General features: G+C 31.8%; 20 protein-coding genes. 17 read left to right on the top strand and 3 right to left on the bottom strand.

Annotated elements, in window-relative coordinates; all coding sequences use genetic code 11:
- The first annotated feature begins 25 nt into the window (after positions 1 to 25).
- The 6 genes from ACZ2G2_RS02210 to ACZ2G2_RS02235 all read left to right on the top strand — a co-directional run bounded on the left by ACZ2G2_RS02210 (position 26) and on the right by ACZ2G2_RS02235 (position 6,048).
- Positions 26 to 202, top strand: coding sequence for a hypothetical protein (locus tag ACZ2G2_RS02210; RefSeq protein WP_470393766.1), 177 nt, complete (start codon positions 26 to 28; stop codon positions 200 to 202).
- A 101-nt stretch (positions 203 to 303) separates the two neighbouring features.
- Complete coding sequence (locus ACZ2G2_RS02215) at positions 304 to 2,496, top strand: peptidase domain-containing ABC transporter (RefSeq protein ID WP_470393768.1); 2,193 nt, start codon at positions 304 to 306, stop codon at positions 2,494 to 2,496.
- A 208-nt stretch (positions 2,497 to 2,704) separates the two neighbouring features.
- Positions 2,705 to 2,932, top strand: coding sequence for a hypothetical protein (locus ACZ2G2_RS02220; RefSeq protein WP_470393770.1), 228 nt, complete (start codon positions 2,705 to 2,707; stop codon positions 2,930 to 2,932).
- Positions 2,933 to 2,992: 60 nt separating this feature from the next.
- Positions 2,993 to 4,282 carry an HlyD family secretion protein gene (locus ACZ2G2_RS02225; protein WP_470393771.1) on the top strand — a complete coding sequence of 430 codons (1,290 nt, stop codon included), beginning with the start codon at positions 2,993 to 2,995 and terminating at the stop codon, positions 4,280 to 4,282.
- Positions 4,283 to 5,156: 874 nt separating this feature from the next.
- Positions 5,157 to 5,354 carry a hypothetical protein gene (locus tag ACZ2G2_RS02230; protein ID WP_470393772.1) on the top strand — a complete coding sequence of 66 codons (198 nt, stop codon included), beginning with the start codon at positions 5,157 to 5,159 and terminating at the stop codon, positions 5,352 to 5,354.
- Positions 5,355 to 5,862: 508 nt separating this feature from the next.
- Positions 5,863 to 6,048: a hypothetical protein gene (locus ACZ2G2_RS02235; protein ID WP_470393773.1), complete on the top strand. Its 186-nt coding sequence runs from the start codon at positions 5,863 to 5,865 to the stop codon at positions 6,046 to 6,048.
- Positions 6,049 to 6,314: 266 nt separating this feature from the next.
- Here the strand turns inward: ACZ2G2_RS02235 and ACZ2G2_RS02240 are convergent, their stop codons facing one another.
- Positions 6,315 to 8,951: a valine--tRNA ligase gene (locus ACZ2G2_RS02240; protein WP_470393774.1), complete on the bottom strand. Its 2,637-nt coding sequence runs from the start codon at positions 8,949 to 8,951 to the stop codon at positions 6,315 to 6,317.
- Between the two features lie 185 nt (positions 8,952 to 9,136).
- Between ACZ2G2_RS02240 and ACZ2G2_RS02245 the strand changes: the two genes are divergently transcribed.
- The 5 genes from ACZ2G2_RS02245 (at position 9,137) to ACZ2G2_RS02265 (ending at position 13,346) form a co-directional block, all read left to right on the top strand.
- Positions 9,137 to 9,562, top strand: a complete 426-nt coding sequence (locus ACZ2G2_RS02245; protein ID WP_090837498.1) for a DUF1573 domain-containing protein — start codon at positions 9,137 to 9,139, stop codon at positions 9,560 to 9,562.
- A gap of 187 nt (positions 9,563 to 9,749) precedes the next feature.
- A complete protein-coding gene (locus ACZ2G2_RS02250) occupies positions 9,750 to 10,940 on the top strand; it encodes a pyridoxal phosphate-dependent aminotransferase (RefSeq protein WP_281846956.1) in 1,191 nt (396 codons plus the stop codon).
- Positions 10,940 to 11,953 carry a UDP-N-acetylmuramate dehydrogenase gene (gene murB, locus ACZ2G2_RS02255; RefSeq protein WP_470393775.1) on the top strand — a complete coding sequence of 338 codons (1,014 nt, stop codon included), beginning with the start codon at positions 10,940 to 10,942 and terminating at the stop codon, positions 11,951 to 11,953. Before ACZ2G2_RS02250 ends, murB begins: the two co-directional genes overlap by 1 nt.
- Positions 11,954 to 12,010: 57 nt before the next feature.
- Positions 12,011 to 12,541 carry an RNA polymerase sigma factor gene (locus ACZ2G2_RS02260; RefSeq protein WP_090837505.1) on the top strand — a complete coding sequence of 177 codons (531 nt, stop codon included), beginning with the start codon at positions 12,011 to 12,013 and terminating at the stop codon, positions 12,539 to 12,541.
- Positions 12,542 to 12,551: 10 nt separating this feature from the next.
- On the top strand, positions 12,552 to 13,346 hold the full coding sequence (locus ACZ2G2_RS02265; RefSeq protein WP_470393776.1) for an anti-sigma factor: 795 nt from the start codon (positions 12,552 to 12,554) through the stop codon (positions 13,344 to 13,346).
- A gap of 70 nt (positions 13,347 to 13,416) precedes the next feature.
- Here the strand turns inward: ACZ2G2_RS02265 and aqpZ are convergent, their stop codons facing one another.
- The gene (aqpZ, locus tag ACZ2G2_RS02270) at positions 13,417 to 14,106 is read right to left on the bottom strand and encodes an aquaporin Z (RefSeq protein ID WP_470393777.1); all 690 of its coding nucleotides are present in this window, start codon (positions 14,104 to 14,106) and stop codon (positions 13,417 to 13,419) included.
- 199 nt (positions 14,107 to 14,305) lie between these two features.
- Here aqpZ and ACZ2G2_RS02275 point away from each other — a divergent pair, with 199 nt between their 5' ends.
- The 6 genes from ACZ2G2_RS02275 to ACZ2G2_RS02300 all read left to right on the top strand — a co-directional run bounded on the left by ACZ2G2_RS02275 (position 14,306) and on the right by ACZ2G2_RS02300 (position 20,396).
- Positions 14,306 to 14,509 carry a membrane or secreted protein gene (locus tag ACZ2G2_RS02275; protein WP_090837510.1) on the top strand — a complete coding sequence of 68 codons (204 nt, stop codon included), beginning with the start codon at positions 14,306 to 14,308 and terminating at the stop codon, positions 14,507 to 14,509.
- Between the two features lie 3 nt (positions 14,510 to 14,512).
- Positions 14,513 to 15,625, top strand: coding sequence for a glycosyltransferase (locus ACZ2G2_RS02280; protein WP_470393778.1), 1,113 nt, complete (start codon positions 14,513 to 14,515; stop codon positions 15,623 to 15,625).
- Positions 15,616 to 16,164 (top strand): RNA polymerase sigma factor, encoded by a 549-nt coding sequence (locus ACZ2G2_RS02285; RefSeq protein ID WP_090837512.1) that lies wholly within the window; start codon positions 15,616 to 15,618, stop codon positions 16,162 to 16,164. Before ACZ2G2_RS02280 ends, ACZ2G2_RS02285 begins: the two co-directional genes overlap by 10 nt.
- A gap of 82 nt (positions 16,165 to 16,246) precedes the next feature.
- Positions 16,247 to 17,125: a lipoyl synthase gene (lipA, locus tag ACZ2G2_RS02290; protein ID WP_090837513.1), complete on the top strand. Its 879-nt coding sequence runs from the start codon at positions 16,247 to 16,249 to the stop codon at positions 17,123 to 17,125.
- Position 17,126: 1 nt separating this feature from the next.
- On the top strand, positions 17,127 to 18,125 hold the full coding sequence (gene gap, locus ACZ2G2_RS02295; protein WP_470393779.1) for a type I glyceraldehyde-3-phosphate dehydrogenase: 999 nt from the start codon (positions 17,127 to 17,129) through the stop codon (positions 18,123 to 18,125).
- Between the two features lie 45 nt (positions 18,126 to 18,170).
- Complete coding sequence (locus tag ACZ2G2_RS02300) at positions 18,171 to 20,396, top strand: tetratricopeptide repeat-containing hybrid sensor histidine kinase/response regulator (RefSeq protein WP_101203909.1); 2,226 nt, start codon at positions 18,171 to 18,173, stop codon at positions 20,394 to 20,396.
- A gap of 12 nt (positions 20,397 to 20,408) precedes the next feature.
- On the opposite strand, the gene lpxK is transcribed toward ACZ2G2_RS02300, so the two are convergent.
- Positions 20,409 to 21,419: a tetraacyldisaccharide 4'-kinase gene (lpxK, locus tag ACZ2G2_RS02305; protein WP_470393780.1), complete on the bottom strand. Its 1,011-nt coding sequence runs from the start codon at positions 21,417 to 21,419 to the stop codon at positions 20,409 to 20,411.
- Between the last annotated feature and the right edge of the window lie 45 nt (positions 21,420 to 21,464).

Here is a 21,464-nt window from a genome sequence, read left to right on the forward strand (position 1 = left end):
TATAATTTATTAAACATTTTTAATTATGAAAAAATTACAAAACTTAGGAACAGCTTTAACAAGGGAAGCACAAAAAACAATTATTGGTGGAGGAAAACCACATTTATTGAGGCAACCAGATTTTTGTGATACACTAACAGAAATTAGCAGAGAGGAATGCTTTTGCTTGTATTTTAATAGATGTGATCCGAATAATCTTTAATCTTATTCCAATGATAAAAGCTTTATAATATTACTAAAGTAATTAATGGCATAAAAAAAGGGAAAAAGAACCTCCCCTCTCATCTTATAACAGATTTAACTTTGAACAAATTCCCAACATACAAACAAGCAGAGTCCAAGGATTGCGGGCCAACATGCTTAAAAATTATAGCTAAGCATTATGAAAAAACCCTATCTATTGCACAGATTAGAACCATTAGCGAAACCACTAGAGAAGGTAGTAGTCTACTTAACTTAAGTGACGCTAGTGAGACTATTGGTTTACGCAGCTTGGGAGTTAAATTAACTTTAGAAGAATTAAAAAAAGCACCACTACCTTGCATATTACATTGGAACAAGGATCATTACGTGGTGCTTTATAAAATTAAAAAAGACATATTCTACGTTTCAGATCCAGCACATGGCTTAATTACTTACACAAAAGAAGAATTTTTAAAATTTTGGATTGGCAACAATGCTACTGACACAATACAAGACGGTATTGCATTATTATTAGATCCTACTCCATCTTTTTATAACAACCAGTTTGATGAAGACGAAGCACAAAAATTTAACTTCACTTATTTAACCAAATATTTAATAAAATATAAAAGCTTTATAATTCAGCTTTGTATTGGATTACTAGCCGCAAGTTTACTGCAATTAGTGGTCCCTTTTTTAACACAAAGCGTAGTAGATGTTGGTATAAAAAACAGAGATCTAAACTTTATATATCTTATACTATTTGCTCAAATTGCCCTATTTATTGGTAGAACAGCTATTGAAATTATTAGAAGTTGGATATTACTGCATATAAGCACTAGAATAAACATCTCATTAATTTCAGATTTTTTTATAAAATTAATGCTATTACCTATCTCCTATTTTGATGTAAAAATGACAGGAGACTTACTACAACGTATTAACGACCATAAGCGTATAGAACAAATACTAACTACCTCGTCTCTAAACGTGTTATTTTCTATGGTAAACTTTATAGTATTCAGTTTTGTACTATGTTACTATAGCATTCAAATATTTACCATATTTCTAGTTGGTAGTTTTTTATATTTTCTATGGATTAAAATCTTCTTAAAAAAAAGAGCAACATTAGATTACAAACGCTTTTCGGCCTTAAGCCAAGAACAGAGCACCGTTATAGAGCTTATTAATGGAATGCAAGATATTAAGCTACACAATGCCGAAAAACAAAAACGTTGGGCTTGGGAGCATACACAAGCTAGACTGTTTAAAGTCTCGATAAAAAGTTTGGCTCTAGAACAAACGCAAAGTGTTGGGTCTTCTTTTATAAACGAACTTAAAAATATTTTTATTACCATACTGTCTGCAAAACTAGTAATAGATGGTGACATCACTTTAGGTATGATGTTGGCTATATCATATATAGTAGGACAATTAAACTCTCCTGTACAACAGCTTATTAATTTTGTCAGAGAATTACAAGATGCTAAAATATCTTTAGATCGATTAAGTGAAATCCACAATATGGAAAACGAAGAATTAGATCCACAAAGCAAAATAAAAGCCATTCCAAAAAACGAAAATATAGTAGTTAAAGACTTAACTTTTTCTTACACTGGTTCCGACATTGAGGTCTTAAAAGATTTAAACCTAACTATTCCTGCAAACAAAACCACAGCCATAGTTGGCACAAGTGGAAGTGGAAAAACGACACTAATGAAACTACTATTAGGCTACTACAAACCTAATGAGGGCGACATATTATTAAATCAATTTTCAATACAAAATATTTCTCAAAAAACATGGAGAGATCATTATGGAGTAGTCATGCAAGAAGGCTACATTTTTAACGATACTATTGCCAATAATATAGCAATAGGAGAAGATATTGTAGACAAAAAAAGATTAGCACACGCTATAGAAGTGGCAAACATAAGAGACTATATAGAGTCTTTACCGCTAGCATACAACACCAAAATAGGTGCAGAAGGTACTGGGTTAAGTACAGGACAAAAACAACGTTTATTTATTGCAAGAGCTGTGTATAAAAATCCAGATTATTTGTTTTTTGATGAAGCCACCTCAGCTTTAGATGCCAATAACGAAAAAGTAATTATGCAAAACTTAGATACTTTTTTCCAAGACAAAACAGTAGTTGTTATTGCACACAGATTAAGCACGGTAAAAAATGCACATCAAATTGTAGTATTAGATAACGGGAACATTGTAGAAATTGGAAACCATGCAGCATTAGTAGCAAAAAAAGGGAATTATTACAACTTAGTAAAAAACCAATTAGAATTGGGAAACTAAATGTTAGGTTGAGTGCAGTCGAAACCTATCAAATTGGAAACAAAAAATAATATCAGAACGAGTAATGAAACGACAAAGCTATCTCTTCAATTAAAAAGATTGCTTCGTAATACTCGCAATGACAAAAGGAATTCTCTCGCGAGGAATAGACACAAATCTTGAGTGTCTTTAAACGATCAAGACTAAATAATTTATATCAATTTTTATTATGAAAAATTTAAAAAATTTAGGTCAAGCTTTAACTAAAGCAGAACAACAAACTATTAATGGAGGAGGCGACCCTATTGCCGGTTTCCCTGGAGGTCCAGGTAACGGAAACGTTGGTTCTGGTGGTATCGGCCCAGAATACGGTGTATGCCTTACTTTCCCAAATACCATTAGAGTGGTATTATGCACCAATTTATGTGCAAATGGTACTGATCCAATATGTGCTTAATAAACACTTATATAAATAGGAAGAGGTCTAAAAACCTCTTCCTATTAAAAATAAAAACATATGTCAAAAAAACTAGAAGAAATAGAATTAAGAAGCGAACAAGTACAAGATATACTATCCTATGTACCACATTGGATGATACGTTATGGCAACTTCCTGTTTTTAGGTTTAATACTGTTGTTTTTTAGTTTAAGTTGGCTAATAAAATATCCAGATGGAATAGCTACTGAAGCCTTACTAACCACCAAAATACCACCAGAAAAACTAATAGCAAAAACTACAGGTAAATTTGAAATTATTTTAATTAACGACAATAGTACTGTTACAAAAAATAGCCCAATTGCCATTTTAGAAAACACCTCTAACTATAAAGACGTTTATAAACTAAAATCAATAATAGATACTATTAAAGTAAACACAAAGTCTTTTTATTTTCCTGTAAACCATCTACCTGTTCTATTTCTAGGAGATATAGATACGCAATACGCGCTATTTGAAAACAACTACATCCAATATACATTAAACAAAGATTTACAACCTTTTTCTAATGAAGCAATAGCAAATAAAAACTCGATATCAGAATTACGCAGAAGACTCAAAAATAGCAAAGAACAATTAGTACTAAACCAATCACAATTAGCTTTAAAGCAAAAAGATTTAAACAGATACAAAACCTTATTTGATCAAGGTACTATTGCACGTTTAGAATATGAAAACAAACAAATAGAGTTTCTACAAGCAAAACAAAATTTAAAAAGCTTTGAAGCTTCTATCTCACAATTAAGAGAATCTATTGGTAACGCTAACAAAACCTCTAAAGGATCGGAAATAAATAAAACAAAAGAAGAAATGATGCTACTAAAAGGGGTTATTCAATCTTTTAATCAATTAAAAAAAGCTGTAAAAGACTGGGAAACACAATATGTACTAAAATCTAACATTAATGGTAAAGTTGCCTATTCTAACTATTGGACAAAAAACCAAACTGTAAATCAAAACGATTTATTATTTACAATAATCCCAAGCGAAAGCTCTTCATTTATAGCAAAATTAAAAACACCAGCCACCAATTCAGGTAAACTAAAAGTAGGTCAAAATGTAAATATCAAATTAGAAAATTATCCAGAAGCAGAGTTCGGAACTTTACAGGCCAAGGTTAATCATATTTCGCTTATACCGGATGAAGATGGTAATTATTTAATACTTGCACAACTACCCCCTAACTTAATAACATCTTACAAAAAAGCAATTGAGTTTAAACAAGAAATGAGAGGTTCTGCAGAGATTATAACCGAAAAATTAAGATTAACCGAACGCTTTTTTTATCAAGTAAAAGACATATTTAAATAAAACATTCTCTCGCGAGGAATAGACAGAAATTGTGACTGTCTTAAAATGATCACTTCATATTTAACAATAATAATTTTTATAATGAAAAATTTAAAAAACTTAGGTGTTGTATTGTCTAGAATTGAACAACAAACTATTAATGGTGGTGTCGACAAATGCTGTATAAGAAAACCTTCAAATGAACTAACACAATCATTTAGTGCTGATGAGTGGTGCAACGATAGCCGAAGTTGTAAATATAGAAGTAAATGTGCTTGTTAAAGCAAAAAAAACACTCAAAACAATAGTTATTTATACCTTAAATTAGAACGATTTATCAAAAAATAAAACAAAAATAATAGACATAAATTGTGATTGTCTTAAAATCATCACTTCATGTTTAATAATAATAATTTTATAATGAAAAACTTAAAAAACTTAGGTGTTGTACTGTCTAGAACTGAACAACAAACTATTAATGGTGGTATATGTAAATGTCGTATTAAAGTTCCTGGACAGCCTCAGCCAATAGAACGAGTAGAACGAAAATGCTGTGGTTACTCCGGATGCCCGCCATGCTAATAAACAATAGAGTATAGAGCGTTTTAAAATTGACGGATAATTTTATTGTAAAAAATTTAATAACTAGACACAAACCTTGAGTGTCTCAAATTGATCAAGGCATTTTTAATTGTAACAATTTTAATAATGAAAAATTTAAAAAACTTAGGTTCATTACTATCTAAGGCTGAACAAAAAATAATTAATGGTGGTATTTGTAAATGTAAAATAAGGATACCAACACATGGAATAACAATGGAATACAGCAACGATAGATGCTGTGGCAGTCATGCTTGTCCACCCTGTTAAAATTTAATTTATAAAAAACAAAAACATGAAAAATTTAAAAAACTTAGGTTCAGTTTTAACTAAGACCGAACAAAAAAACATTAATGGAGGAATCTGTAGATGTAAAATTGATGTGCCAACTCAAGGGTTATCTGATAGTAACCAACAGTCCTTTGTAGAAGTAAAAGAATGTTGTCCACGTGTTAATTGCCCTCAATGTAAAAAAAGAGAAACTGAGTTTTAGTTTATAAAAAAAGTCTTTCCAATTGGAAAGACTTTTCTTTTATTTTTCTTGAAACAACAACGACATAATCACCTCTTTTGCAAAGCTTTACAATTTAAAATTACAAAAAAGGGTTTTAATTGCAAAAACTAAGGGTAACAAACTTATAGATTTTGCAACTAATATGTAGTTAGTTATTTATTACGTGGGAAGAATCAAAATCAACCAAAACTGATAAATTCCCAAATTCCCAAAAAAGCCTTTCCAGTTAGAAAGGCTTTTTAAATTACTAATTATAAATAATCCAACCTCATAAACTACCTTATTAATTCCTAGACATTTAAACTGTTTTTTTTATAAAGTTTTCAAATTCCATTTTCAAAAAAAAAAAAAAAACAAGGGTAACATTTTACATAACCTAAGAACCTACCTACAGTGAGTTAGTTATTTACTAAGGGGACTAGTCAAAATCAACCAATAACCATAAAAGCCTTTCCTAACGGAAAGGCTTTTTAAATTAATACAAAAAATGGCATTTGTTTTTCTACTTTATATTACAATTTCTGGTATAAATACTCAAAATGATACGCTTAAAAAAAGCGTAAACGTTATACATACTGAATGTGCGACTTCTAAACTAGTAGAAGAATGCCATTTAGATAAAAATGAATTATCAGAATTGATTTGTAATGAGATTATAAATTTATTAGATTAAAACAACAAAACATGTTATAACTAACATGTTATATGCTTAAAAATAAAAATACAAGTCACTAATCTACAGCTCTTTATGAAGTTTAATTTTAAAAAATTAAAAAAAAGGGTAACATTTTTAATGATTAGGTAACTAATATGTAGTTAGTTATTTAAGGGAAATAATCAATAGCAATTAACCAATGACCTGAATAACAAAAAAGCCTTTCCAATTGGAAAGGCTTTTTAATTTTATAAAGCATATCGACTACGCTTAGTCTATTTTAACTACTTCAAACTAGCTAAACTAGATTTTAAAGTTTCGATCTTCGCTAAAGCATCTGCTTCTTTCTTCTTCTCAGAAGCGACAACTTGTTCTGGAGCTCCAGCAACAAAGCGCTCGTTAGACAGCTTCTTTTGTACTGATTTAAGAAAACCTTCAGTATAGTTTAACTCTTCTGTTAACTTTACAATTTCAGCCTCTACATCTATTGCACCATCCATTGGTATAAAGTACTCGTTAGATTTTACTCTAAATGTTAATGCCCCCTCTACAGGTTCTTTAACGTACTGGATAGCCTCTAGATTACCTAATTTTGCAATAACGGTGTCAAACGCTGTATTTGAATTTTCATTATTTATTACAGAAAAACCAATAGCATCTTTAAAAGCAATATTCTTTTCTTTTCTTACCGTTCTTATTCCAGAAATAACTTCCGAAGCAAATTCGAACTGAGAAATCAATTCTTTATTTACAGGTTTAGCTACCGGCCATTTTGAAACTATTAATGCTTCCTCTGGAGTCCTTTCAGCAATATATTGCCAAATTTCTTCCGTTAAGAAAGGCATAAATGGATGTAATATTTTTAAGTTTTCCTCAAAAATAGCCATCACTTTATTATACGTTGCAGCATCAATTGGTTGTTGATATGCTGGTTTAACAATCTCTAGCAACCATCCACAGAAATCGTCATAAATCAGTTTGTAAATAGACATTAAAGCATCGCTTAAACGGTATTTACTAAAATGATCTTCAATCTCTAAAAGGGCTTCGCTAAATTTAGCTTCGTACCAATCTAAAGCAATTTTACTTGAGTCAGGTTGCGCTATTGTATCATTAACCTCCCATAGATTAGTTAAGTTAAAGGCGTTCCATACTTTATTACCAAAACCTTTACCTTGTTGGCATAAAGTTTCATCAAACATTAAATCGTTTCCTGCTGCACTACTTAATAGTAACCCAACTCTAACACCATCTGCACTATACTCTTCAATTAATTTTAAAGCGTCTGGTGAGTTCCCAAGAGACTTACTCATCTTACGACGTTGTTTATCACGTACTAGACCTGTTAAGTATACATTGTTAAATGGCTTTTGGTCTTTATACTCATAACCTGCAATTATCATACGCGCTACCCAAAAGAATAAAATATCTGGACCGGTAACTAAATCGTTAGTAGGATAGTAATATTTAATTTCTTCGTTTTCTGGATTACGGATACCATCAAAAACAGACATTGGCCATAACCAAGAGCTAAACCATGTATCTAAAGCATCTGTATCTTGCTTTAAATCTGTTGCCTTTAAATCTGCTCTTCCTGTTACCTTTTGAGCTTTTAAAACAGCGTCTTCTAATGTTTCTGCAACTACAAAATCTTCTTTTCCATCGCCATAGAAATAAGCAGGGATTTGTTGTCCCCAAAGTAATTGACGTGAGATATTCCAATCACGAATATTCTCTAACCAGTGACGGTATGTATTTTCAAATTTCTTCGGAAATAATTTAATCTCAGCATCTTCTCCTAAAACGGCTTCAATTGCTGGCTTTACCAACTCTTCCATTTTTAAGAACCATTGGTCACTTAATCTTGGCTCTATAACTGCTTTTGTACGTTCTGAGGTCCCGACTTTATTCATGTGCGTTTCAGTCTTCACTAAAACACCAATTGTTTCTAATTCCTTTGCTACATTTTTTCTAGCAACAAAACGATCTTGACCTTCAAATTGTAATCCAAAGCTATTTAATGTGGCATCTTCATGAAAGATATCAATAACTTCTAATTTGTGTTTATCTCCAAGATTCTTATCGTTTTCGTCATGAGCAGGCGTTACTTTTAAACACCCTGTTCCAAATTCGATATCAACATAGTCATCTTCGATTATAGGAATAACACGATTAGAAATTGGCACAATGGCTTTCTTTCCACGTAAGTGTGCAAACCTTTCGTCTTCTGGATTAATACAAATTGCTGTATCTCCAAATATTGTTTCAGGACGTGTTGTAGCGATAGTTAATGTATCATCACTTCCTTCAATTTTATAATTTATGTAGTATAAGTTTCCTTGACGCTCTTCATGGATAACCTCCTCATCAGACAACGTTGTCTTTGCTTCCGGATCCCAGTTTACCATGCGGTAACCTCTATATATTAATCCTTTGTCATGTAGGTCCACAAATACTTTAATTACAGCTTCAGACATGTCGTCGTCCATTGTAAATTTTGTGCGTTCCCAATCGCAAGAACATCCTAATTTTTTAAGTTGTTCAAGGATTACGCCTCCATATTCTTCTGTCCATTCCCAAGCATGTGCCAAAAACTCATCTCTTGTCAGGTCATTTTTGTCAATACCTTGTTCCTTTAATTTAGCAACAACTTTAGCTTCGGTAGCAATTGATGCGTGATCTGTACCAGGTACCCAACAGGCATTTTTACCTTGCAAACGTGCACGACGTATCAAAACATCTTGAATAGTATTGTTAAGCATATGTCCCATATGCAAGACTCCTGTTACATTTGGCGGAGGAATTACAATGGTATATGGCTCTCTGTCATCTGGTGTAGAATGAAAATAATTATTCTTCATCCAGTAGTCGTACCATTTGTTTTCTGCTTGAACAGCATTATATTTTGATGGAATTTGCATACTTTGGAATAGTTTTTGAAATATATCTTACAAAAGTACTTATATTTCTGTTTTTGTGAAATTATAACGAAGATTAATGTACAGTTAAATATGTTATAAGTATTTGCAAGTGTGCATTACATCTAATAACTTTGCAAGAGGAATAAAAAGTAATTAGATTTACAAACCAATAAAATCAAAATACAATGAAAAAATTATTTACAATATTATTTATCGGACTGATTAGTTTATCGATGAATGCTCAAGAAAAAATGGCCAAAATAGAGTTTAAGGACACTACTATTGACTACGGAACAATTAACAAAGGTGATAACGGAATTAGAACTTTTGAATTTACTAATACTGGAGATGCGCCTTTAATAGTATCTAAAGTTAGTTCTAGCTGTGGTTGTACTGTGCCTAAAAAACCAGAAGCACCAGTAATGCCAGGACAAACTGGAGAAATTGAAGTAAAATACGATACACAAAGAGTTATGCCAATTAGAAAAACGATTACTGTTTTATCTAATGCTGAAACGCCAACAGTATCTCTTAAAATAAAAGGGGAAGTTATTGACCCATCTAAAACAAGTGTTTTAGAGAAAAAAGGAAAAAGTGTAATGGAGAAATAATCTTTATTAACATATATACAAAAAAGCCGAAACATAATGTTTCGGCTTTTTTTTTGTTATTGTTTTACAATTAACTAATTGTTTTTCCAGGTAAAAAAAAGTTTAACAATATCGCTTTTTTAAAAGACCTTTTTTATTAGGAAACTTATCAATTATTTTCGCAAATTTGTAATCTAAATAATTTGTAATGCCAAAAATTTCTAACAAAGGGCTATCCATGCCACAGTCACCAATAAGAAAATTAGTGCCATTTGCAGAAAAAGCTGCAAAAGCCGGTAAAAGTATCTACTACCTAAACATAGGTCAACCAGATATTAAAACACCAACTATAGCAATGCAAGCTGTAAAAGATGCTGATATAGAGGTGTTGTCTTATTCAAGATCTGAAGGATCAGAACAATACCGTACAAAAATAGCCAACTACTACAAAAATAATGACATCCACGTAAAACACGATGACATTATTGTAACTACTGGTGGTAGTGAAGCCTTGCTTTTTGCTTTTGGAAGTATTATGGATGTAGATGACGAGGTTATTATACCAGAACCATTTTATGCTAACTACAATGGATTTTCTACTGCTTCTGGCGTAAAGGTTGTTCCTGTAATTTCTAAAATTGAAGACAATTTTGCTTTACCTCCAATTGAAGAGTTTGAAAAATTAATTACACCTAAGACTAAAGCTATCTTAATTTGTAACCCAGGGAACCCTACAGGTTATTTATACTCTAAAGAGGAAATAGAAAAACTAGCTGCAATTGTTAAAAAACATGATTTATTTTTAATTGCTGACGAGGTATATCGTGAGTTTGCTTATGATGGTGCAACGCACTACTCTATCTTGCAAGTTGATGGATTAGACGACAATGCTATTGTCATAGATTCTGTTTCTAAACGTTACAGTATGTGTGGCGCACGTATTGGATGTTTAGTCTCTAAAAACAAAGACGTAATTGCAACTGCTTTAAAATTTGCACAAGCACGTTTAAGTCCTCCTACATTAGCACAAATTGCTAGTGAAGCCGCTTTAGAAACACCACAAAGTTATTTTGATGATGTTATTGAAGAATATGTAGAAAGAAGAAACGTTTTAATTGAAGAATTAAATAAGATTGAAGGTGTGCAAGTTGCTAACCCTAAAGGTGCTTTTTACTGTATAGCACAATTGCCTGTAAAAAATAGTGATGTTTTTGCGCAATGGCTTTTAGAAGATTTTGATGTAGATGGCGAAACTGTTATGGTTGCTCCTGCTGCAGGTTTTTATAGTACGCCAGGCGTAGGTTTAAATCAAATCAGAATTGCTTATGTGTTAAATACTGAAAGCTTAAAAAAAGCAGTAAATATTTTAAAAGAAGCTCTTAAAGTATACAAAGATTAGTGCAAATTTTAAACAACATATCCCTAAAACCATACAATACTTTTGGTATTGATGTTAATGCAAAGCAATTTGTTTCCGTTAAAAACATAGCCGATTTAAAAGCTGTATTTTCTACTAACAAAATTGAAGACACCTTTATCCTTGGTGGTGGTAGCAATATGCTACTAACCAAAGATGTGGATAAGCTTGTAATACATCTAGATCTAAAAGGTAAAACTATTATCTCAAAAACAGAGACTGAAGTTTTTATCGAATCTCAAGCTGGCGAAAACTGGCACGAGTTTGTATTATGGACTTTAAATCAAGATTTTGGAGGATTAGAAAACCTATCCTTAATCCCGGGTAATGTTGGCACAAGTCCTATACAAAATATAGGCGCTTATGGTATTGAGTTAAAAGACAACTTTTACGCTTGCTCCGCACTAAATCTAGAAACTTTAGAGTTAGAAGAATTTAGTAATACAGACTGTAAATTTGGATACCGTAACTCTATTTTTAAACAAGAAGCAAAAGGACACTATATTATAACAAGTGTGGTTTTTAAACTTAGTGTTAAAAACCACACTTTACATACTAATTACGGCGCTATCACAGCCCAATTAGAACAAAACAATATTACGCAGCCCACAATACAAGAGGTGTCTAATGCTGTTATTGCTATTCGCGAAAGCAAACTACCTAACCCTAAAGAGATTGGTAATTCTGGTAGTTTTTTTAAAAATCCAGTCATTTCAAACACTGCTTTTTCTAAACTTCAAGAAAACTTTCCAAATGCACCGCATTATACAATTTCTGATACAGAAGTTAAAGTTCCTGCCGGTTGGTTAATCGAAACTGCGGGCTTTAAAGGCAAAACATTTGGCAATTATGGGGTTCATAAAAAACAAGCGTTAGTCTTAGTTAACTATAGTGATGCTAAAGGAGATGACATATTAAAGCTCTCAAAATTGATACAAAATACTATTTATCGTATCTTTAATATTTCTATTGAAGCCGAAGTCAATATTTTTTAATGACACACAACACCTTCAATTCAAAATAATTAAACTAACAACCCTTAATTACTAAGCTTGAATTTTTCATTAGAAGAACATATTATAGCTCACCTTAAAAATGGTGATAAACAAGCCATAAACTTGTTGTATGAAAACTATGCTGATGCCCTATTTGGTGTTATTAAGAAAGTAATCTCTGATGACGATTTAGCACAAGACGTACTTCAAGAAACACTTATAAAGGTTTGGAAAAAAGGAAAAAGCTACAATCCTGATAAAGCTAAATTATTTACTTGGTTATATCGTATTGCTTACAACTCTGCTATAGATAAAATTAGATCCGTAAATAATAAATCTAAAAAAGAAGTCCAAATAGAAGATTCCAACGTATATAAACTGACAACTAATAGTTTAAACGAGGATGTTTTAGATATTAAAAAGCATTTAAACACTCTAGATTTAAAGTATCAGGTTGTTGTTAACGCGCTCTTTTTTGAAGGAATGACGCAACAAGAAGCGAGCGAAGAATTGGAAATACCTTTAGGTACTATAAAATCAAGATTAAAAATTGCGTTACGTGAATTGAAGAAAATTTACAACCCTTAATTGTAAAGTGATGAATGACAAAATAATTACATTTTTAAACTCTGACTTATTAAACAACTATTTAATAGGTCAAACTAATGCTTCTGAAACCTTAGAGGTTGAGCATTATATTTCTGAATTTCCAGAAGTAAAAAAAGCATACAATACACTACAGGATAAATTAGAATTTAGCTCGCAATTAAATGCCGTTAAAGCACCTAAGTTAGTTTTAAGTAATGTGTTAGATGCATTAGATGACAAGCCCTTAATTGCATTAAAACCTAAACGCACAAGAAAATGGTACAGTTTAGCTATTGCTGCTAGTCTTACAGCTCTAATGCTAGGTGTAAGCTCTGTGTATCTTTATAACCAAAACAAGCAATTATCAAGCGAAAATCAGACAATTGCAGACGAAATATTTGATCTAAGAAGTGACATTGCAAACAACAACAGCACATTAACACAATTATTAGAGCAGTTTAAGCAATTAAACAATCCTGAAACAGAAAAATATGTCCTAAAAGGAAATACAAGAGCTAAAAATTTAAAAACAGTAGCTTACATTAATCCTGAAGAAAAAAAATCAATGATTGATGTAGTATCATTACCTCAATTACCGGACAATAAAGTATATCAAATTTGGGCAGAACTACAGGATAAGATGGTTAACTTAGGTGTTTTAAGCCAAGCTGACAGACGTCTTCAAGAAATCCCTTATACGGAAGATGCTTTAGGTCTAAGTATCTCTATAGAACCTAAAGGCGGTAGTCAGGTAAGATCAAACGACACCCCCGTTGCCGAAATATCTTTAAAGCTTAACGATTAAAGACAACGCATAACAGCATAAAAAAAGCCTCACTTATTAAGTGAGGCTTTTTTGTTTAAACTAAAATAAGTTAGTCTTTACTAAAAAAGGCTTTGTGTATCAATCCCGCAACAATTGCTCCTGCAATCGGCGCTAACCAAAACAACCATAGTTGTCCAAGGTAATCTCCACCTTCTGCAAATAATGCTTGACTTGTAGATCTAGCAGGATTAACAGATGTATTTGTAATTGGAATACTAATTAAATGTATTAATGTTAACGCTAATCCAATTGCAATACCTGCAAAACCTTTAGGCGCTTTAGGATATGTACTACCCAATATAATTAAAAGAAAAAACATGGTTAATAAAAACTCTGCAACCAAAGCAGACATCATAGAATACCCGTCTGGGGACAAATCTCCATAACCATTAGCTGCAAAACCACCCACATCTGTAAAACCAGCTTTACCAGATACAATATACATTAATGCAACTGCTGCCACTATTGCACCAACTAATTGAGCAATTATATAACCTGGTAATTCTTTAGCAGGAAACTTTCCTCCAGCCCAAAGCCCTATGGACACTGCAGGGTTAAAATGCGCTCCAGAAACATGACCAACAGCATAAGCCATGGTTAAAACTGTTAAACCAAACGCCAAAGCCACACCTACAAACCCAATACCTAATTCAGGGAAGCCAGCAGCAAAAATAGCACTACCACATCCTCCAAAGACCAACCAAAAGGTTCCAAAAAATTCTGCAAATAATTTTTTCATAATTTAAATTGTTAAAAAGTTAGAGCAGTAAATTATAAAAAAAATAAGAATTCAGACACTTTACATCCATCTAAATGAGATTTTCGTTAAAAAACTGATTTTAATGTTCAAAATAATGTGACAAAGACTATTGAAACGTTAAAAGTGGTCTTGTTTTTCTAAAAAATCGTATCTTTGTACCTCTAAAAAAGCAACTATTTTGAAACTTTTATTACTTACTATAGGCCTATTAGGTTTAGGTTTTGCAGGAATTGCAATTAAAATTTGGGCTAAAAAAGACGGTAAATTTGCAGGTACTTGTGCAAGTCAAAATCCTATGTTAAATACAGAAGGAGAATCTTGTGGGTTTTGCGGAAAAACGCCAGATCAATTTGAGAATTGTACCGACACTCAACACTCATAAAGCATGCTAATACTTGAGGTGTTATTCTACAGTTTTGTAACTGTAGTGGTTATTCAAGTATTATATTACGCCGTACTTTTTGGTAGTTTTGCTTTTTCTAAAAGCGATTCTAAACCTGTCAAAAGCACTCCTGTTTCCGTCATTATTTGCGCTAAAAACGAAGCTGAAAACATTAAAAATTTTCTCCCTACTATTTTAGAGCAAGATTATCCTTTTTTTGAAGTTGTATTAATTAACGACTCGTCTCATGATGATACGCTTGATATTTTTGAAGATTTTAAATCTAGACACGATAACATAAAGATTGTCAATGTTAAAAATATAGAAGCTTTCTGGGGAAATAAAAAATACGCCCTGTCTTTAGGTATTAAAGCTGCTAAATACGACCACTTATTATTCACAGACGCAGATTGCAAACCGTTATCCAATCAATGGATAACACAGATGAGTGCAAACTTCTCAGATCAAAGCACAATTGTCTTAGGTTATGGTGCCTATGATAAAATTAAAAACTCTTTATTAAATAAAATCATCCGATTTGAAACCCTAATAACAGCAACACAGTATTTTTCGTTTGCCAAAATTGGGATCCCATACATGGGTGTTGGAAGAAACTTAGCGTATCACCGCGACGAGTTTTTTAAATCTAACGGATTTATTAAACATATGAAAATTAGATCTGGTGATGACGATTTATTTATAAATGAAGTTGCTAACTCTAAAAACACAAGTATAAGTACAACCCGGGAAAGTTTTACAACCTCTATTCCTAAAATGAGTTTAAAAGATTGGTTTAAACAGAAACGAAGACACGTATCTACTGCCAAACACTATAAAGTTAAGCATCAATTTTTATTAGCACTTTTTTATATAACGCAGGTTTTATTTTGGACATTAGGAATTTCGTTAGCCATTACAACTTACTTATGGCCTTTTGTAGCAGGACTTATTATAATTAGATTTATAACGCAATATTTATCCTTAGGATTTTCAGCAAAAAAACTAAACGAATTAGACACAATTCTATTATTACCTTTTTTAGAAATAACCCTGATTATACTTCAATTTAGTATCTTTATAACAAACAAAATATCAAAACCAAATTATTGGAAATAGACGAAGCAATAATAAGAGCTAAAAAAAACGACCAAAAAGCGTTTAACTATCTACTACATAATTATTGGGATAAAGTTTACGGGTTTCAGTTAAAACGTATTCAGAATGAAAATGATGCAGAAGACATCACCATTCAAACGTTCTCTAAAGCTTTTGATAAAATTGAATCCTACGACAATACTTACGCTTTTAACACTTGGTTGATTACTATTTCTAAAAATATTCACATTGATATTATAAGAAAGGAAAAAAACAGTATTAAACAAGCCCTGTCTCAAACAGAAGAAAACGAAGTTTATTTAGTGGCAGATGAGTCTCCATCTGTTGAAGACAAACTTATTACAGAACAAAACTTAGCCAAATTATTACGCGATATTAAAAAATTAAAACCGCATTATCAAGCAGTTATAAATCTTAGATACTTCCAAGAATTAAGTTATAAAGAAATTTCGGAAGAATTAAAAGAACCTATAAATAATATTAAAGTTAAATTACTTCGTGCTAAAAAATTGTTAGCAGAAATTATTCAAAAAAAGTAAGTCTAACGCGTATTGACTTTAAGACTTCTACTTAAATTTTAAACAAAATACTTCGTATCTTTGCGTATAGAAAACTGCAATTATGAACACAGAAACTGCATCTAATATTTTACCAAAAAGACAACCTAAACCAAAATGGTTACGCGTAAAATTACCTACGGGTAAAAAATACACGGAATTAAGAGGTCTAGTAGATAAATACAACCTAAATACAATTTGTGCGTCAGGAAGCTGTCCAAACATGGGAGAATGTTGGGGAGAAGGGACTGCTACATTTATGATTTTAGGTAATGTATGTACACGATCTTGTGGCTTTTGCGGTGTTAAAACAGGACGTCCAGAAGATGTGGATTGGGACGAGCCAGAAAAAGTAGCACGATCTATAAAAATCATGGGTATTAAACACGCTGTTTTAACAAGTGTGGATAGAGATGATTTAAAAGATATGGGAAGTATTATGTGGGCAGAAACTGTAAAGGCTGTCCGAAGAATGAACCCTGAAACAACACTTGAAACTTTGATTCCGGATTTTCAAGGTGTAGAGATGCATATTGATAGAATTATTGATGTAGCTCCAGAAGTTGTTTCTCACAATATCGAAACTGTAAAAAGACTAACAAGAGAAGTCCGTATACAAGCTAAATACGAAAAAAGTTTAGGTGTTTTAAAATACTTAAAACAACAAGGACAACGTAGAACAAAATCTGGTATAATGCTAGGTCTTGGAGAAGAGCGCGAAGAAGTGATACAAACACTGCATGACTTGCGTGATAACGATGTAGATGTTGTTACTATTGGCCAATACTTACAACCAAGTAAAAAACACTTACCAGTGAAGCGTTTTATCCTACCTGATGAGTTTAAAGAATATGAAGAAATTGGTCTAAAATTAGGATTTAGACATGTCGAAAGTAGTGCTTTAGTACGCTCTTCTTACAAAGCTCAAAAACACATTAATTAATATGATTACTGTTGCCATTAATGGTTTTGGACGCATAGGACGACGTGTTTTTAGATTACTTCATAATAATAAAAACATTAAAATTGTTGCTATTAATGATTTAGCTGATGCTAAAACACTTAGCCATTTACTAAAATACGACAGTATTCATGGTGTATTTCCTGCTGTAATTAAATCAACAGAAACAGATATAGTTGTTGACGGTGTTAGCGTTCCGCTTTTAAATCAAAAACATCCTGAATATATTAATTGGGCACCTTTTGCTCCTGATTTTGTTATAGAATCTACTGGAAAATTTAAAACCACTGCAGATTTACAACATCATATTAATAATGGTGCAAAACGTGTTATCCTAAGTGTTCCGGCAACGGAAGATGACATAAAAACAATTGTGTTAGGTGTAAATCAAACAGAATTGGACGGTACGGAAACTATAATATCCAATGCGTCATGTACCACAAACAATGCCGCACCAATGATTGATGTCATTAATGAGCTTTGCGGCATTAACCAAGCTTACATAACAACAATACACTCTTACACCACAGATCAAAGCTTACATGATCAACCGCACCGCGATTTAAGACGTGCCAGAGCTGCAGGACAAAGTATTGTACCTACCACAACTGGTGCCGCAAAAGCATTAACTAAAATATTCCCAGAACTATCAGATGTTATTGGTGGTTGCGGAATTAGAGTACCTGTTGCTAACGGATCACTTACAGACATTACTTTTAATGTCAAAAAAGCGGTTACTATACCTATGATAAATGATGCTTTTAAAAAGGCTTCGGAACAAAAATATAAAGGCATATTAGAATATACTGAAGATCCCATTGTATCTATTGACATTGTAGGAAATCCGCACTCATGTATTTTTGATTCGCAAATGACTTCTGTTATTGGCAATATGGTCAAGATAATTGGTTGGTACGATAACGAAACAGGATATTCTAGTCGAATTATAGACTTGATATTCAATTTGTCGGCAAAAAAATAACTTTTGTCGGATAAATATTTATATTTGTTTTCATAATTGAAATAAATGAAATCCCAAATAATTAAAACTTTCGCTTTCATTATCTTCTTTTTTGCAGGACTAAATCTGCAAGCACAAGATATTACCCAAAAAGAAGAAGAGGTTATACAAAGCACTATTAATTACAACATTAGTATTGCTCAAAAAAACATAGACAATAACGAATTCTACAAAGCTCAAAGCGACTTAGATCAAGCGCTTGACCTAGCCTATCAAATAAAAGACCACAGGAGCATTGGATTAATCTATTCTAAAATAGGTAAAATTCAATTTATATCAGAAGAGCCTGTTGAAGCTTTAAAAACACTATTTAAAGCTGTAGAAAAACAACGCTTTGCTGAAGACAACCTTAATATAGCTGAAACTTATAAAACAATAGGTAATGTTTTTATGAGTCGTAATGAATATAGTAGAGCTTTAGATTATTACAATTCTGCTCAAGGTGCTTTTGAACAAGAAAATCTATATGATTATATAGCAGAAACCAAAATGTATAAAGGTGACGCTTACTACAATCTAAAGCAATTTGATAATGCTATAGAGCAATATGAAGAAGCTATAAGCTTAGCAAAACGTTACCAAAACAATAAAATATTAAGTAGTATTTATCTTAATCTTGGTAAAACAAAAGCTGAGTTAGGAGACTTAACGGACGCTGAAAACACAATAAATCAAGGACTAACATTAGCTATAAAAGAAAAACACAGAGGTATTGTTAATAATGCATATAAAGCTTTAAGTGATTTATACACTAAAAAAGAAGACTACAAACAAGCTAATTCTTATTTACAAAAACACTTAGTCCTTAACGACTCTATCTTAGCAGTAAAACGCAGCTATCTTTCGCCAGAAAAAAGATTAGACAAGCTTTACAATAACCCAATAGAATACCAATTAGAAAAAGAAGCAGATTTAGAAAAAGAAGCGAGTTCTACATGGTTAGAAAAACTGACTACAATTTTAAGTATTGCATTAATTACTATTTTATCATTACTGACATTATCACTATATAAAAACAATAATATTAGATTAAAATCTAATAACATTTTGCACAAGAAAAATGCAGAATTAACAATAGCAATGGAAAAAGCTGAATTAGCAACAAAAACTAAAGCTAACTTCTTATCTACAGTAACGCACGAGCTTAGAACGCCTTTATATGCCGTAACAGGATTAACCAATATGCTATTGGAAGAAGACCCGAAACCTGCTCAAATACAACACTTAAAATCGTTAAAATTCTCAGGAGATTATTTATTGACGTTTATTAATGACATCCTTCAGATTAACAAAATTGAAGCTAATAAAGTTGATATAGAACCAGAAGTGTTCAACTTAAAAAAGAAAGCAGAAAATGTTATTTCAGCATTAAACAATTCGGCTTTAGACAACAATATAAAATTACATTTAGAATACGATAGAGAGCTTCCAACTAATTTTAATGCAGACCAATTAAAAATCTCACAAATACTAATTAACTTAATCGGAAACTCTATTAAATTCACCAAAGATGGAGACATTTGGATTAGAATTATCAAGCAGAGTCAAAACGACAATAACTATGAAGTTAGATATGAAGTCGAAGATAATGGTATTGGGATAAGTGAAGAAAAACAACAAAATATGTTTGAAAGTTTTTCTCAAGGATCTATCCAAATTAACAGAAAATATGGTGGTACAGGTCTTGGTCTTTCTATTGTAAAAGGATTAATAGATATTTTAAAAGGAAAGATCTATATGAAGAGTGAGTTAGGAAAAGGAACAACCTTCTTCTTTGAAATACCTATGAAAAAGAGTAATGAGGTTATTGTTGAAAAGAAAGCCAATTACTTTAATGAAGTCGATGAAATTGAATTAAGTAATATTAAAATATTAGTTGTTGAGGATAATAAGATTAATCAAATGATTACTAAAAAGATCCTTAATAAAATGAAACTATATTGTGATGTTGTGGATAATGGTGAAGACGCTGTAGAACAAGTTAAAACAACAAAATATGATGTTGTCTTAATGGATATTCATATGCCAGGGATTAGTGGTATGGAAGCCACTAAAATCATTAGATCGTTTGATAAAGAGCTTACTATTTTTGCACTTACCGCTGTAACTATAGAAGATAAAATGCAAGAATTTGACGAAGCCGGTTTCACGGATATCATTCCAAAACCATTTAAGCAAGAAGAGTTTGAGAAGAAGCTATTTAACGCATTAATGCTAACTGAAAAAGAGTAAGCTTAAGATTTCCTAGTTATTAATTGCAAAGTCTTTAATTAGCGTATTAAACTGCTCTGGTCTATCAATTTGAACTTCTATTGGTAGATAATACAACTTACCTTGTAAAGATGGCTCGCTTTTTAAGCGCATATAATCTTTTTCCGTTGTAACAATACAGGCATATTTAGACATCTCATCAATTTCACCACGACTAAAAATATGATGGTCTTTAAAAGCTATATGTTCAAATTCTGAACCAATGGTATTTAAATAATCTACTAATGGCGTTGCATTAGCAATACCAGTAACTAATTTAAATGCAGGTAATTGTTTTAGACTAACAGGTTTTTTATCCCCTAAAATTACATCGGCACTATATCTAATTACACTAAAAAACACCTCTTGATGTGTTAGAGGTTTAATTTTAGATATAATATCTTGTTTAATCTGATCACTTAAATCGCTAGGACATTTAGTAACAACAACTATATTAGCGCGTTTAGCCCCACTTTTAGGCTCTCTTAAATTACCCGTTGGTAAAACAAAATCATCGGTATATAAATTGTCATAAGTAGATAATAACACATTAAATCCTGCTTGTACTTTTCTATGCTGAAAAGCATCATCCAAAATAATAACATCAGGCATGGGATTTTGCTCTAATAATTTAGCAATCCCTTCTTGCCTATTACCATCAACAGCCACCAAAATATCTTTATTAAATTTGTTGTAAAACTGAAACGGTTCGTCCCCTAAACTTAAAGCATCAGACGTCTCGTTACCTAATACAAAGCCTTTACTTGATCTACCATATCCCCTGCTAAGCGTTGCTAACTTAGTATTACCCTTTAACAAGCGGATTAAATACTCCACCATAGGTGTTTTTCCTGTACCTCCAGTACTTAAATTACCAACACAAATAATAGGTAAATCGTAGCTTTTAGACGCCTTATATCCTTTGTCAAACATTAGGTTTCTAAACCAAGTTATAACATAGTAAATAGGTACAATGGGTAATAAGATAACACGTAAAAATTTCATTAAAACAATGTATAGTCTATTAAACAAAACAGCTACATTTAATTT

Source organism: Olleya sp. KKT75 (assembly GCF_055635485.1).

What these genes read in the sequence shown, in the direction of transcription:
- gap (WP_470393779.1), top strand. Translation starts at nt 17,127, where the DNA reads ATGATTACTGTTGCCATTAATGGTTTTGGACGCATAGGACGACGTGTT.
- ACZ2G2_RS02300 (WP_101203909.1), top strand. Translation starts at nt 18,171, where the DNA reads ATGAAATCCCAAATAATTAAAACTTTCGCTTTCATTATCTTCTTTTTT.
- lipA (WP_090837513.1), top strand. Translation starts at nt 16,247, where the DNA reads ATGAACACAGAAACTGCATCTAATATTTTACCAAAAAGACAACCTAAA.
- ACZ2G2_RS02235 (WP_470393773.1), top strand. Translation starts at nt 5,863, where the DNA reads ATGGCATTTGTTTTTCTACTTTATATTACAATTTCTGGTATAAATACT.
- ACZ2G2_RS02240 (WP_470393774.1), bottom strand. Translation starts at nt 8,951, where the DNA reads ATGCAAATTCCATCAAAATATAATGCTGTTCAAGCAGAAAACAAATGG.
- ACZ2G2_RS02225 (WP_470393771.1), top strand. Translation starts at nt 2,993, where the DNA reads ATGTCAAAAAAACTAGAAGAAATAGAATTAAGAAGCGAACAAGTACAA.
- lpxK (WP_470393780.1), bottom strand. Translation starts at nt 21,419, where the DNA reads ATGAAATTTTTACGTGTTATCTTATTACCCATTGTACCTATTTACTAT.
- ACZ2G2_RS02250 (WP_281846956.1), top strand. Translation starts at nt 9,750, where the DNA reads ATGCCAAAAATTTCTAACAAAGGGCTATCCATGCCACAGTCACCAATA.
- ACZ2G2_RS02245 (WP_090837498.1), top strand. Translation starts at nt 9,137, where the DNA reads ATGAAAAAATTATTTACAATATTATTTATCGGACTGATTAGTTTATCG.
- ACZ2G2_RS02220 (WP_470393770.1), top strand. Translation starts at nt 2,705, where the DNA reads ATGAAAAATTTAAAAAATTTAGGTCAAGCTTTAACTAAAGCAGAACAA.
- aqpZ (WP_470393777.1), bottom strand. Translation starts at nt 14,106, where the DNA reads ATGAAAAAATTATTTGCAGAATTTTTTGGAACCTTTTGGTTGGTCTTT.
- ACZ2G2_RS02265 (WP_470393776.1), top strand. Translation starts at nt 12,552, where the DNA reads ATGAATGACAAAATAATTACATTTTTAAACTCTGACTTATTAAACAAC.
- ACZ2G2_RS02210 (WP_470393766.1), top strand. Translation starts at nt 26, where the DNA reads ATGAAAAAATTACAAAACTTAGGAACAGCTTTAACAAGGGAAGCACAA.
- ACZ2G2_RS02230 (WP_470393772.1), top strand. Translation starts at nt 5,157, where the DNA reads ATGAAAAATTTAAAAAACTTAGGTTCAGTTTTAACTAAGACCGAACAA.
- ACZ2G2_RS02280 (WP_470393778.1), top strand. Translation starts at nt 14,513, where the DNA reads ATGCTAATACTTGAGGTGTTATTCTACAGTTTTGTAACTGTAGTGGTT.